Annotated in this window: 9 protein-coding genes; 2 read left to right on the top strand and 7 right to left on the bottom strand. The window is 62.5% G+C overall.

What is annotated here, in order from left to right; genetic code table 11:
• Nucleotides 1-16: 16 nt before the first annotated feature.
• The 3 genes from preA to hydA form a co-directional block, all read right to left on the bottom strand.
• Nucleotides 17-1,291: an NAD-dependent dihydropyrimidine dehydrogenase subunit PreA gene (preA, locus tag BM026_RS08295; RefSeq protein ID WP_093124242.1), complete on the bottom strand. Its 1,275-nt coding sequence runs from the start codon at nucleotides 1,289-1,291 to the stop codon at nucleotides 17-19.
• A complete protein-coding gene (locus BM026_RS08290; protein WP_093528017.1) occupies nucleotides 1,291-2,658 on the bottom strand; it encodes an NAD(P)-dependent oxidoreductase in 1,368 nt (455 codons plus the stop codon). Before BM026_RS08290 ends, preA begins: the two co-directional genes overlap by 1 nt.
• A gap of 161 nt (nucleotides 2,659-2,819) precedes the next feature.
• Nucleotides 2,820-4,259, bottom strand: coding sequence for a dihydropyrimidinase (gene hydA, locus BM026_RS08285; RefSeq protein ID WP_093528014.1), 1,440 nt, complete (start codon nucleotides 4,257-4,259; stop codon nucleotides 2,820-2,822).
• Between the two features lie 590 nt (nucleotides 4,260-4,849).
• On the opposite strand from hydA, the gene BM026_RS08280 reads away from it, so the two are divergent.
• Both BM026_RS08280 and BM026_RS08275 read left to right on the top strand, forming a co-directional pair.
• A complete protein-coding gene (locus tag BM026_RS08280) occupies nucleotides 4,850-6,331 on the top strand; it encodes an NCS1 family nucleobase:cation symporter-1 (protein ID WP_093512921.1) in 1,482 nt (493 codons plus the stop codon).
• Between the two features lie 27 nt (nucleotides 6,332-6,358).
• A complete protein-coding gene (locus BM026_RS08275) occupies nucleotides 6,359-7,642 on the top strand; it encodes a Zn-dependent hydrolase (protein ID WP_093512919.1) in 1,284 nt (427 codons plus the stop codon).
• Between the two features lie 58 nt (nucleotides 7,643-7,700).
• On the opposite strand, the gene BM026_RS08270 is transcribed toward BM026_RS08275, so the two are convergent.
• The 4 genes from BM026_RS08270 to BM026_RS08255 all read right to left on the bottom strand — a co-directional run bounded on the left by BM026_RS08270 (nucleotide 7,701) and on the right by BM026_RS08255 (nucleotide 14,169).
• The gene (locus BM026_RS08270) at nucleotides 7,701-8,159 is read right to left on the bottom strand and encodes an REP-associated tyrosine transposase (RefSeq protein WP_093124221.1); all 459 of its coding nucleotides are present in this window, start codon (nucleotides 8,157-8,159) and stop codon (nucleotides 7,701-7,703) included.
• A 227-nt stretch (nucleotides 8,160-8,386) separates the two neighbouring features.
• Nucleotides 8,387-9,805: an efflux transporter outer membrane subunit gene (locus BM026_RS08265; RefSeq protein ID WP_093528011.1), complete on the bottom strand. Its 1,419-nt coding sequence runs from the start codon at nucleotides 9,803-9,805 to the stop codon at nucleotides 8,387-8,389.
• Nucleotides 9,789-10,958, bottom strand: a complete 1,170-nt coding sequence (locus BM026_RS08260; RefSeq protein ID WP_093528008.1) for an efflux RND transporter periplasmic adaptor subunit — start codon at nucleotides 10,956-10,958, stop codon at nucleotides 9,789-9,791. The genes BM026_RS08265 and BM026_RS08260 overlap by 17 nt, the downstream gene beginning before the upstream one ends.
• Nucleotides 10,948-14,169, bottom strand: a complete 3,222-nt coding sequence (locus tag BM026_RS08255) for an efflux RND transporter permease subunit (protein ID WP_093528005.1) — start codon at nucleotides 14,167-14,169, stop codon at nucleotides 10,948-10,950. The genes BM026_RS08260 and BM026_RS08255 overlap by 11 nt, the downstream gene beginning before the upstream one ends.
• Nucleotides 14,170-14,179: the final 10 nt, after the last annotated feature.

The raw sequence follows: 14,179 nt of genomic DNA, 5'->3' as shown, positions 1-14,179 counted from the left end.
ATGCCGGTCTAAAGGCCTACACAGCCTCCCGGTAGGGATTCCTCGGATCCTGCGTCCAATTCAAAAACGGCTTGCCGGTGTCTATCGGTACCATCTCGATGCAATCGGCCACCGGACAGGTGATCTGGCATAGGTTGCAGCCCACGCACTCATCGTCGATCACCTCATATTTATGTGTGCCATCCGCCTGTTTCAGGCTGGCAATGGCCTGGTGCGAGGTGTCTTCGCAGGCGATATGGCAACGCCCGCAGCCAATGCAGGCGGCCTGATCGATCCTGGCGATCACCTGGTAGTTGATATCCAGGTACTTCCAATCCGTGGTGTTGCCCACCGCTCGCCCGGAGAACGCCTGCAGGCTGGTGTAACCCTGGCTGTCCATCCAGCGCGACAGCCCGTCCTTCATTTCCTCCACAATGCGAAACCCATGCAGCATTGCCGCCGTGCACACCTGCACCGCGCCGCAGCCCAGGGCGACGAACTCCGCCGCATCGCGCCAGTTGCCGATGCCGCCAATGCCGCAGATCGGCAGGCCTTGGGTCTGCGGGTCGCGGGCGATTTCGGCGACCATGTTCAGCGCAATCGGCTTCACCGCTGAACCGCAGTAACCGCCGTGGGTGCTTTGGGTGCCGACTACAGGCAGGGCAACCATGCGCTCCAGGTCCACACTGGTGATGGAGTTGATGGTGTTGATCAGTGACACCGCATCCGCACCGCCGCGGTACGCCGCCCGTGCCGCCACGCGGATATCGGTGATGTTCGGGGTGAGCTTGACGATCACTGGCAGCGAGCAGTACGTCTTGCACCAGCGCGTCACCTGTTCCACGTACTCCGGCACCTGGCCCACCGCCGCGCCCATGCCGCGTTCGGGCATGCCGTGGGGGCAGCCGAAGTTCAGCTCGATGCCGTCGCAACCCGTGGCTTCAACCAGCGGCAGGATGTTTTTCCAGGACTCTTCGACGCACGGCACCATCAGCGACACGATGAGTGCACGGTCGGGCCAGTCCTTTTTCACCTGGGTGATTTCCCGCAGGTTGATCTCCAGCGAGCGGTCGGTGATCAGCTCGATATTGTTGATGCCCAGCACTTCCCGGTTGGCGCCGTAGTGCGCCGAGTAGCGTGACGACACGTTGACCGCCGCCGGGTCTTCGCCCAGGGTTTTCCATACCACGCCGCCCCATCCGGCTTCGAAGGCGCGGACCACGTTGTAGGCTTTGTCGGTGGGCGGCGCGGAGGCCAGCCAGAATGGGTTGGGGGCCTTGATACCGGCGAACACTATCGAGAGATCGGCCATTACGCAGCCTCCACAGTCAGCATGAGTTGGGCGTGCATGGCTTCGGCGGCCAGCTTGCCGTGTTGCACCGCCTGCACGGTGAGGTCCTGGCCGAGGCTGACGCAATCGCCGCCGGCGTACACCCCGGGAATGCTGGTGCGCAGCTGTTCGTCGACGAAAATACGCTCGCCGACCCGGTGCAGTTGCTCGGCCAACGGGTCGTGCAGGGCCTCGTTATCGAAACCCTGGCCGATAGCTTTGAAGATTGCGTCGGCGGCCAGTTCGAAGGTTTCACCGGTGGGGTGCAGACGGCCGTTTTCCATACGCGTGCGCAGGAAGCGCATGCCACGCACGTGGCCCTGCTCGTCCAGCAGCACTTCCTCCGGCTGGGCCCACGTCAGCAGGCGTACCTGATTGGCCTTGGCGATATCCTGTTCGTGGTGGGTGGCGCCCATGTCCGCCAGGCCGCGACGGTACACCAGGTTCACATCGCGGGCGCCGAGGCGGGCCATTTGCACGGCCATGTCGACGGCGGTGTTGCCGGCGCCAAGCACGATGCAGCGATCGGCCAGGGGCAGTTGGGTGAGGTCGTCGGCCTGGCGTAGTTCGCGGATGTAGTCGGTGGCGGCGAGCAGGCCGGGCGCGTCCTCATTCGGCAAGCCGAGCTGTTTGCTGGCGGCAAGGCCGAGGCCGAGGAACACCGCATCGAAGTGCTGGTGCAGGTCGCTCAACGTCAGGTTGTCCCCCAGGCGCTGGCCGTGGCGAATCTCGATACCGCCGATCTGCAAGAGGAAATCCAGCTCCTTCTGCGCAAAGTCATCCACCAGTTTGTACTTGGCGATCCCGTATTCATTCAGGCCGCCGGCTTTTTCCCGGGCTTCGAAAATCACCACGTCGTGACCGTGCATGGCACTGCGATGGGCGCAAGACAGACCGGCAGGCCCGGCACCGACCACGGCAATCCGTTTGCCGGTAGGCGCGGCGCGGTGGAAGGGGTGTTCGCTGAAGTGCGCGTTGTCGATGGCGTAGCGTTGCAACAGGCCGATCAGCACCGGAGCGCATTCTTCGGCGTTGTTACGCACGCAGGCTTGCTGGCACAGGATTTCGGTGGGGCACACCCGCGCGCAACTGCCGCCGAGGATATTGGCCGAGAGAATCTTCTGCGCCGCGCCTTGCACGTTTTCGGTGTGGATGTTGCGGATGAACGACGGGATATCGATTTCGCTGGGGCACGCGTTCACGCAGGGCGCGTCGTAGCAATACAGGCAGCGCGAGGCTTCCAGTTGGGCCTGGCGGGAGTTGAGGGGCGGTGCCAGGTCGGTGAAATGGCTGGCGAGTGTCGGTCCATCCTCAACGGGATGGGGGAGATGGGTCAGGGACTGGATCACGGTGTTGGCCTCACGGTTATTGAGGTGCTGCCTCTGATGGGCATTGGTTTTTTTGTTGCTTGCACTGGCCTCATCGGGAGCAAGCCCCCTCCCACACTTGACCGCGTTGATCCTGTTGGAATGGGGTCAATGTGGGAGGGGGCTTGCCCCCGATAGCGGTCTCAGCGCTTCACAGCCACTGGCCTGGAATGCTCAGCCCGCTTGCTCAACTGCTCGAACACCGGCGGATACGCCGGCCGCTCCACATAACGCCCGGCCCCGCGCTCGGCGCGCAGATCGCCATCGGCCCAGACCAGCTTGCCCTGGCTGATGGTATGGCTGGGCACACCGCGCACGGTCTTGCCTTCGAAGATGTTGAAGTCGACCTGCTGGTGATGGGTCTTGGCGGAAATGGTCCGCGTGCCCTGTGGGTCCCACAGCACCAGATCGGCATCCGCACCCACGCGAATTGCACCTTTGCGCGGGTAGAGGTTGAAGATCTTCGCAGTGTTGGTGGAGGTCAGCGCCACGAACTCCTGCATCGACAGGCGCCCGGTGTTCACGCCTTCATCCCACAACAGCGCCATGCGGTCTTCGATACCGGCGGTGCCATTGGGGATCTTGCTGAAGTCGTCGCGCCCGGCGGCTTTTTGCTCGGCGCAGAAGCAGCAGTGGTCGGTGGCGGTGGTGTGCAGGTTGCCCGATTGCAGGCCGTGCCAAAGCGCGTCCTGGTGCCCGCGGGGTCGGAACGGCGGGCTCATCACGTAGCCGGCAGCGGTCTGCCAGTCGGGGTGTTGGTAGACGCTGTCGTCGAGCAACAGGTGCCCGGCGAGGACTTCACCGTAGACCGGCTGGCCTTTGGCACGGGCGTAGGTGATTTCGTCCAGCGCTTCTTTGGTGGACACATGCACCAGGTACAACGGCGTGCCGAGGGTCTCGGCGATGCGGATCGCCCGGCTGGCCGCTTCGCCTTCCACCTGCGACGGACGCGACAGCGGGTGCGCTTCCGGCCCGGTGATGCCCTGGGCCATCAGCTTGCGTTGCAGGTGATACACCAGCTCGCCGTTTTCCGCATGCACGGTGGGCACTGCGCCCAGCTCCAGGCAGCGCTCGAAGCTGGCGACCAGGGTGTCGTCCGCCGCCATGATCGCGTTCTTGTAGGCCATGAAGTGCTTGAAGCTGTTGATGCCGTGGTGGCTGACCAGCTCGGCCATTTCCTCGCGCACCTGCTCGCTCCACCAGGTGATCGCCACATGGAAGCCGTAATCGGAGGCGGACTTTTCCGCCCAGCCGCGCCATTGGTGAAAGGCTTCCAGCAAGGATTGCTGTGGGTTGGGAATGACGAAGTCGATGATCGACGTGGTGCCTCCCGCCAGGCCCGCCGCCGTACCGCTGAAAAAGTCTTCACTGGCCACGGTGCCCATGAAGGGCAATTGCATATGGGTGTGGGGGTCGATGCCGCCGGGCATCAGGTATTGGCCGCTGCCATCGAGTATTTCAGTGCTGGCGGGAATATCCAGGTTCGTACCAATAGCCCGGATCAGACCGCCTGCGCACAATACATCGGTGCGGTAACTTTCATCATGGGTAATAACGGTGGCGCCACGGATCAACAGCGACATGTCGAGTTCCTCACAGGCTTGACCGGCTTGTGCCAGTTCTAAGTGTTGTATTGCTGCTTGCCGATGGTCGGTTAATTCCTGTCATCGGTGACAGGAATAGAAACTAGCCCGAGTTTTTCGATTGGGCAAGAAGATTTTTTATAAGCATATATCGTTTTCAAACTATTGATTTTTAAGGATAAAAATCAATAATCACCAAAATGTAGCGACCTCTCACCATTTTGACGCACTTGACAGGTTCTTGAATTGAGCAACATTTCCTATTGCAAATCAGACGCTTGAGACATGCCTCTTGACGGGTAGGGGAAATAAAAATAATTGTGTTGCACCAGATTGAGTCCTGATGGTTCGGGCAACTTCCGCACTATTTAGCCTGAGTAAGGCGGCAAGTACCGAAGGCGCAATCGGAAAGCTGATAAACATCAGCACGTTATATAAGCGGTGAGGGTGCGGTAACGCTTGTCGGCACGGTTATTGAGTGCAGAGGCGGCTGGCCGGGCCCGTGATGTCATGTTGTTTACGAGGTACTCCGGCCGCCTGCACCCAACTGCAGGCGCGCAACAATAATTCGAAAAAACCGTGGAGCGGCCATGCAACAGAACAGATCGCAAGTCATTGAACGCAACGGCCTGTACGAACTCGACGCCGGCCCCGACGTCCTCGACAGCCCTCGCTACAACCACGACATGGCACCGACCAAGGTGCACGAACGCACCTGGAACAAGTGGCACATCACCGCGCTGTGGGTCGGTATGTCGATCTGCGTGCCCACGTATACGCTGGGTGGCGTGCTCACTGCGTACTTCGGGCTGTCGGTGGGCGAGGCGCTGATGGCGATCCTGCTCGCGAACATCGTGGTGCTGATTCCGCTGACCCTCAACGCCTTTGCGGGCACCAAGTACGGCATACCGTTTCCGGTGTTGTTGCGGTCGTCATTTGGCATCCTTGGTTCGAACGTGCCGTGTCTGATTCGGGCACTGGTGGCGTGCGGATGGTTCGGTATCCAGACGATGTTTGGCGGGTTGGCGATCCACCTGTTCCTGGGCTCGATCTTCGAGGGGTGGAAGTCCCTTGGCGGCACCGGCGAGGTGATCGGTTTCATGATTTTCTGGTGCCTGAACCTGTGGGTGGTGCTGCGTGGCGCCGAATCGATCAAGCGCCTGGAAACCTTGTCGGCACCGTTGCTGGTGGCGGTGGGCATCGGCCTGCTGGTGTGGGCGATGCCCAACGTGTCGATCAGCGAATTGATGGCGATCCCGCCCAAGCGTCCCGAGGGTGCGAGCCTGACCGGTTACTTCATGGCCGGGCTCACCGCGATGGTAGGGTTCTGGGCCACCTTGTCACTGAACATTCCCGATTTCAGCCGCTACGCCAAAAGCCAGAAGGACCAGATTCTCGGGCAGATTTTCGGCCTGCCGCTGACCATGTTCCTGTTCGCCGCCCTCGGCGTGATCATGACCGCCGCTTCGGTGAAACTGGTGGGCGTGAGCGTGTCCGATCCGGTGACACTGATCGGGCATATCCAGAGCCCGGTGTGGGTGGCCGTGGCCATGGCGCTGATCATCGTCGCCACCTTGTCCACCAACACCGCCGCGAACATTGTCTCGCCCACCAATGACTTCCAGAACATCGCGCCCAAGCTGATCAACCGCACCACGGCGGTGATCCTCACCGGGCTGGTCGGGCTGGCGTTGATGGCCCATGAGCTGCTGAAGAAACTCGGCCTGATCGTTTCCGAGGTGAGCCTGGAGACCGTCTACTCCAACTGGTTGCTCGGCTATTCCAGCCTGCTGGGGCCGATCGCCGGGATCATGGTGGTGGACTATTTCATCACCCGCAAACAGCAATTGGACCTGGCCGGCCTGTATCGCGATGACGTGTACCCGGCATGGAACTGGAGCGGTTTCATCGCCTTCGGCGTGCCGGTGGTGCTGACCTTGCTGTCGTTGGGCAGCGATGCGTTCAGCTGGTTCTACAGCTATGGCTGGTTTACCGGTTCGGCGCTGGGTGGGTTGTTGTATTACGGCCTGAATGCCAAGCGCGGGGCCACGCCGGTCACCGTCAATCCATAAGAAGAAATGTAGCCTGAGGAGATCCCCATGAACGCTGCCCTGGACGTTCTGCAATCCACCCATCAGCACATCAACCGCGACCGCCTGTGGCAATCGCTGATGGACCTGGCCAGGCTCGGCGCCACGCCCAAGGGGGGTGTGTGTCGCCTGGCCCTCACCGACCTCGACCGCAAGGCCCGCGATCTGTTCGTGCAGTGGTGCGAAGACGCCGGCTGCACCGTGACCGTCGACGGCATCGGCAATATCTTCGCCCGCCGCCCCGGACGCAACCCTGACCTGCCGCCGGTGATGACCGGCAGCCATATCGACACCCAGCCCACCGGCGGCAAGTTTGACGGTTGCTTTGGCGTGCTGGCAGGGGTGGAAGTGCTGCGGACGCTCAATGACCTCAAGTTGGAGACCGAGGCTCCGTTGGAAGTGGTAGTGTGGACCAACGAAGAAGGTTCGCGCTTCCCGCCCTGCATGATGGGCTCGGGGGTGTTTGCCGAGAAATTCACCCTGGCCGATACCTTGGCCAAGGTCGACGTGGATGGCGTCAGTGTGGGCGATGCGCTGAATGCGATTGGCTATGCGGGCTCGCGGCCGGTCAGCGGGCACAAGGTGGGAGCGTATTTCGAGGCGCATATCGAACAAGGGCCGATCCTTGAGGACGAGAAGAAGACGATTGGCGTGGTGCTCGGCGCCTTGGGGCAGAAGTGGTTCGACCTGAAACTGCGCGGCGTCGAGGCGCATGCGGGGCCGACGCCGATGCACCTGCGCAAGGATGCCCTGGTGGGCGCGGCGGCGGTGGTGGCGGCGGTGAATGCTGCCGCATTGGGGCACCAACCTCATGCATGTGGGACGGTAGGTTGCCTGCAGGCTTATCCGGGATCGCGCAACGTCATTCCCGGTGAAGTGCGCATGACCCTGGATTTTCGTCACCTGGAGCCGGCGCGCCTGGACTCGATGATCAGTGAGGTGCGCAAGGTCATTGAGGACACCTGCACCAAGCATGGGCTCAGTTTCGAGATGGAGCCCACCGCTGACTTCCCACCGCTGTATTTCGATCAGGGCTGCGTAGACGCGGTGCGCAATGCCGCCAATGGCCTGGGCTTGTCGAACATGGATATCGTCAGCGGGGCAGGGCACGACGCAATTTTCGTCGCCGAACTGGGCCCGGCGGGGATGATTTTCGTGCCGTGCGAGGGCGGCATCAGCCACAACGAAATCGAGAATGCCGCACCGGATGACCTGGCGGCGGGATGTGCGGTGTTGTTGCGCGCGATGGTTGCAGCGTCAGCCGCTATCGCCAGCGGCAAGCTGGCCGCCTGAAATGCGGTAAAAATGTGGGAGGGGCAATCCCCCTCCCACAATGAGTGTGTGTTCGGCTTCATATCCAGATTGCATCCCACAACGGGTAGTCGCCAATCTTCTCTACCAACCCTGCCCTCAATGGGTTAGCCACCACATACCTGGCCATTTTCACCAAGTCATCTTCCTTGCGCAGTGCCCGGTCGTGGAAGCTTTCCTGCCAGAGTCTTCCCTTGCGTCCGCTTAGGCCGTTGACGGACCGCGTGCTCTTGGATTTCACCTGCCGCATCAGGTCCGCCAACGAGCCTTTTTTCAACTCAATAAGCCAATGAAAGTGGTCAGGCATGATCACCCACGCCAGCGAGTTTGCGAGCCCTCGGTACTGAGCCAGGCGAAACTGCCAGACCACCAGTCGACCGAGGTGGAAGTCGCTGAATATCGGTAGGCGTTCGTGGGTGTTGGTGGTGATGAGGTAGATGCGGTTGGGTTCGCTGAAGCGTCCGATGCGCAGCCGATGTGAAGCGGGTAAATCTGCCATTCCCTGGCCCTCTCAAGGTGTGTTCAGAGAGGCTAGATCGGTGTGTAAAAGGCTGATTGGCCGGCCTTTGGCAGGATGTGTCTGGAAGAACGCCATCGGGGGCAAGCCCCCTCCCACATTGGTTCTGCGGCGTTCATACATTGTGTGTCTGGCACAGGAGCAGGGTGGAAGGGGGCTTGCCCCCGATTGCGGTAGTCAGTTGACAGTTATGTGACTGACCCACCTTATCAAGCACCCGGCTGCCAGCCACCGCCAAGCGCCGTCACCAACCCCACACTCGCCTGCAACTGCCGCGTCTGCACCGCCTGCAACGTGCGCTGCGCCTGTAACGCTGCCGTCTGCGCCGTCACCACATCCAGATAACTCACGGCCCCCGCCTGGTAGCTGTTCATCGCCAGCGCTTGGGTATGCTGCGCCGCATCCGTCGCTGCTTGCTCGTCCTGCGCCTCCTGTTGCAAATCCCGTAGTTGCGCCAGATTGTCTTCCACCTCGCGCACGGCCTTCAGCACCTGGCTGCGGTAGTGCGCCGATGCCTCTTCGAATTCGGCTTTGGCCTGGCGCTCGTTGGCGCTCAGGCGGCCCCCGTCAAAGATCGGCAGGTTCACCAGCGGCCCCAGCGCCCAGTAGCGATTACCGGCGGACAGCAGGTTGCCGACGCCCTGCGTCTGCCCGCCAATCAACCCGGTCAGGCTGAAATCCGGATACCACGCTGCCTTCGCTACGCCGATGTTGGCGTTGGCGGCAAACACCCGCCGTTCCGCCGCTGCAATATCCGGCCGACGTTGCAGGAGATGGCTTGGCAGCTGCGATGGAATGCCCGGCAGTGCAATCAATTGCGGGCTCGGCGGCACGGTGAACTGGCTGGCCGCCACGCCCACCAGTTCACCGATGGCATGCTCGGTCAGGTTGCGTTGCCCACGGACTTCATCCAACTGCGCCTTGGCTTCGGCCAGTTGATTCTGTGCACGCGTCAGGTCCAGCTCCGAGGCGATCTGACCCTCATACCGGCTGCGGGTCAGTTGCAGGGCCTGGCTGAAATCATCCAGCGAACGCTTGAGAATCCGCGCCTGTGCATCCAGCCCATTGAGCTGCACATACAGGCTCGCCAGTTGATGTTGCAAGCTCAGGCGCGCCACCGCCAGGTCGTCACCCGACGCTTGCGCCTGGGCGTCACCCGCCGCCACCTGGTTGCGGATTTTGCCCCACAGGTCCAGGTCGTAACTCAACGAAAACCCTGCGCTATTGCTGTTGTACACCGACGGCTGCGTGGTCCCGCGTAGCGGCCGTGAATCCGATTGGCGCTGGCGCAACGGCTGTGCGCTGGCGGTGATCTGCGGGAACAGCCCGGCATGCAGTTGGCTGGCGTACGCCTGGGACGCATCGAAGTGCGCCAGTGCCGCCGCCAGGTCCGGGTTGGCCTTGAGCAGTTGCTGTTGCAGGTCGTTCAGGCGCGGATCGTGGTAGAGCTTCCACCATTCGGGTGCCAATTGGTCGGACGGTTGCGCGCTGTGCCAGGGACCGTCGCTGGTCTGTTCGCGGTAGTGCGCAGGCAGGTCAATCGGCGGCACCTTGTAGGTGGGCGCCATCGAGCAACCCTGTAACGCCAGCAGCATCAGTGCAACGAGGGGCTTAAGCCTTGGGCGCATGCGTACCTCCAGCGGCGTCGGCCAGTTGCACCGGGTCGCCTTCGCGCAGGGCGTCGGGCGGGTTGTCGACCACGCGGTCGGCGGGTTTCAGGCCCTGGTCGATGACCAGGCGTTCACCGAGGTCGAGGCCGATATGGATGTCTTGCAAGTGCACATGATTCTGCGCATCCAGTACCGCCACTTGCGTGCCCTGGGCGCGGAAGATCAACGCGCTGGCCGGGATGCTCACGCCATGGGTGTCCGCCGGGATCGGCAGGGTCGCTTCGGCGTAATCGCCGGGCAGCAGCTCGCCGTTGGGGTTGTCGGCCACGAACTGCGCGAGCAGGGTGCCGGAGCGCCGGTCGATGGCAGTGGAGTCGCCGATCAGGCGCGCCTTGAAGTGCTCGCCAGGATGCTCGGGTACCGTCAGCTCGGCTTCAAGGCCGGGGTGGATGACCGCGGCGTAGTTCTGCGGCACCGGTACATACAGGCGCAGTTGGTGTGTGTCGGCGATGTTGAACAGCTCCGGGTCGCTGTCGGTGTCGGCCTTGATCAACTGGCCGATATCGGTATTACGTGCGGTGATGGTGCCGGCGAACGGCGCGCGGATAGTCTTGTAGCTTTCCAGTGCGATCAGCCTGGCGTAGTCGGCAGCGGCGGCCTCGGCGTTGGCTTTGGCGGCGGCGGCATTGGAAGTTTTCTCATCGGCTTCCTGGCGCGACACCGAGTGGCTCGCCAGCAAGTTCTGCCAGCGCGTGGCGGTGGTGGCGGCCAGGCGTGCGTTGGCCTGTTCCTGCACCAGGCGTGCGTGGGTCTGCGCCAGTTGTTGGTCGAGGTCGGGGCTGTCGATCTCGGCAAGGATTTGCCCGGCTTCGACCCGCGTCCCGATGTCGGCTTTCCAGTCCTTGAGGTAGCCGCTGACCCGCGCATGGATCGGTGCCTTGCTCCAGGCTTCCAGGTGCGCGGGCAGGCGCAGGGTATCGCCGGCCGCATTCTGCTGCGGTTGGAACACCATCACCTGCGGGATGGCGGCGGTCTCGGTCCAGGCCGTGACCGACTGTTCGTGCAAGGTACGGGCGTGCAGGCCGTTGGCGACCAACAGGGCGGCCAGGGTCAGGCCGCCGACACCCATGAGCATCAGACGCTTGCGCGAGGGTTTGTGATCAGACGACATGAGACGTTTCTCCAGCTGTAGCACGATTAGGGTGACGACCGTGGACCAGGCTGAAGACCACGGGTACAAACAACAGGGTGGCGGTGGTGGCGAGGATCAGGCCACCGATCACCGCGCGGCCGAGCGGGGCGTTCTGTTCTTCGGACATCGCCAGGGGCAACATGCCGATGATCATCGCCAGGGCGGTCATGCACACCGGACGAAAACGCGTGTAGCCGGCTTCCAGCGCCGCCTTCAATGCATCGCCATGTTCGGCCAGGCGTTCGCGGCAGAAACTCACCACCAGGATCGAGTTGGCGGTGGCGACGCCCATGCACAGGATCGCGCCGGTCAGTGCCGGCACCGACAAGGACGTGCCGCTGAGGAACAGCATCCACACGATCCCCGCCAGCGCCGCCGGCAAGGCGGTGATGATCACGAATGGGTCGACCCATGATTGGAAGTTGACCACGATCAGCAGGTAGATCAGCACCACCGCACCGAGCAGGCCAAAACTCAAGCCGCTGAACGCTTCATGCAGTGCATCGATCTGCCCATGCAGGCTGATCACCGCGCCTTTGGGGCGCATGGCGGCGGTGTCATCCAGCACTTTCTGCACGTCACGGGCCACGCCGCCGAGGTCGCGGCCTTGCACGTTGGCATACAGGTCCAGGGTCGGCTCGATGTTGTAGTGGGTCACCACCGCCGGGCTCTGCACGCGGGAGATGGTGGCTACACCGCCGAGGATCTGCGACTGGCCGTTAGCACCGGTCACCGGCAGGGCTTCCAGCGAGGGCAGGCTGTCGAGGCGGTATTGCGGGGTGGCCGCGACGATGGAATAGGACACACCGTTGGCCGGGTTGAGCCAGAAGGTCGGCGCCACCTGGGAACTGCCGGCGAGGGACGCCACCATGCTGTTGGTCACGTCGCGCTCGGTGATACCCAGGCCATTGGCGCGCAGGCGGTCGACGTTCACCTGCAGCGACGGGTAGCCGGTGGATTGCTGGATACGCAGGTCGGCGATGCCCGGTACGTTTCGCAGGCGTCGCTCAAGCTCCACTGCATAGGCGCGGTTTTCTTCATCACTGCGCCCGGAGATCTTCACGTCCAGCGGAGCCGGGGCGCCGAAGTTGAGAATCTGGCTGCTGATGTCCGCCGGCAGGAACGCAAACTGGCTGCCGGGGAAACTTTGCGGCAGGGCTTCACGCAGTTTTTTCACGTAATCGGCGGTGGGCGCATGGTCCTTTTTCAGGGTGACCTGTATATCGCCATCCTGCGGACCGATGGTGCCGCTGCTGCTGTAGGCCATGTCGATGCCGCTGAGCGGAATGCCGATGTTGTCGACGATGGTGTCCAACTCTTCGGCGGGGATGACTTCGCGGATCCGCGCTTCGATGCGGTCGAAGGCCGCAGCGCTTTCTTCGATACGTGTGCCCAGTGGCAAGCGTACGTGCAGGGCCAGGGCGCCGGCGTCGGTGGCCGGGAAAAAATCCTGGCCCAGGCTCGGCAGCAGCAGGAACGACGCCAGCACACAGACCAGGAAGCCGACGATAAAACGCTTGCGATTGCCCAGCGCCAAGGTCAGCAAGCCGTGGTAGGTGTCGCGGATATTCGAGAAGTGACGCTCGAAGCCCTGCTGGAAATTCAGCACTGATTGCAGCACGCGATTGCGCGGTTTCGGGTGCTGTTCACCCTCGTGGTGGTTGATGAATTCATCTTCCGGGTGATGCCCGGCGCCTGGCTCCGGGGTGTGCGGCTTGAGCAGGAACATCGCCAGGGTCGGCACCAGCGTCCGCGAGAGGATGAACGAACTGGCCATGGCAAAGATCACCGCCAGGGCCATCGGCCGGAACAGGTAACCGGCGATGCCTTGCAGCAGGAACATCGGCACGAACACGATGCAGATGCACAGCAGCGAGACGAACGCCGGGCCGACAATTTGCGCGGCACCGTCGAGGATCGCGGTCTTCACCGCCTTGCCTTGCTCCAGATGCCAGTTGATGTTTTCGATGGTCACCGTGGCGTCGTCCACCAGGATACCCACGGCCAGCGCCAGCCCGCCCAACGTCATCACGTTGAGGGTTTGCCCGCTGGCCGCCAGCAACGCGATGGCCGAGAGCACGGCGAGGGGAATCGACGCGGCAATGATCAGCGTCGAGCGCCAGCTGCCGAGGAACAGCAGGATCATCGCACTGGTCAGCAGCGCGGCAATGATGCCTTCCTGGGCCACGCTGCCCACCGATTGCTTGACGAACACCGATGCGTCGCCGAGCAGCGAGGTCTTCAGCGATGGCGGCAGGGTTTCGTTGATGCGCGGCAACATCTGGCGGATGCCGTCGATGATCGACAGGGTGGAAATGCTGCCGTTTTTCAGCGCCGGCATCAGCACGGCGCGGTGGCCGTCGACGCGCACAATATTGGTCTGCGGTGGCGAGCCGTCACGCACGTGCGCCACCTGGCCAATCGTGATCAGCGCACCGTCGACGGTCTTGATCGGCAGGTCGTTGAGTTCGTCGATGGCCTTGGGGCTGTTGTTGAGCAGGATCGTGTATTCGTCGGGGCCGAGTTTGGCGGTGCCCACCGGGATGATCTGGTTCTGCAGTGCCAGGGCGTTACCCACGTCCTGCGCCGACAGGCCTTTGGCAGCCAGCGCCTGTGGGTCGAGGTCGAGGGTGATCTGGCGTTGCTTGCCACCCATCGGTGTCGGCATGGCCAGGCCGGGCAGGGAACTGAGCGGCAAGCGAATGTTGTTCTGCACCAGGTCGCGGATCTTGGCTTCCGAGAGGCTGGGGCTGGAGAACGCCATTTGCAGGATCGGCACCGTGGAGGCGCTGTAGTTGAGGATCAGCGGCGGCGTGATGCCGGGTGGCATTTGCTTGAGCACGGTTTGTGAAACCGCCGTCACTTGGGCATTGGCGGTGCGGATATCCACGCCGGGCTGGAAGAAAATCTTGACGATGCCCATGCCGGGCAGCGATTGCGATTCGATATGTTCGATGTCGTTGACGGTGGTGCTCAGGGAGCGTTCGTAGGTGTAGATCACCCGGCCGGCCATGGCGTCCGGTGACAGGCCGTTGTACTGCCAGACCACGGCGACCACGGGGATGCCGATATCCGGGAAAACATCAGTAGGGGTACGCAGGGCCGCCATTGGCCCGATGATGCAGATGAAGATGGCCAACACAATAAAGGTGTATGGCTTTTGCAGTGCGGTCTTTACCAGCCCGAGCATGCGTGAAACC

This window comes from Pseudomonas sp. NFPP24, from assembly GCF_900112095.1.
Taxonomy (GTDB): Bacteria; Pseudomonadota; Gammaproteobacteria; order Pseudomonadales; family Pseudomonadaceae; genus Aquipseudomonas; species Aquipseudomonas extremorientalis.
The sequence above is the reverse complement of the archived record's forward strand: the minus strand, read 5'-3'. Positions and strand labels throughout refer to the sequence as shown.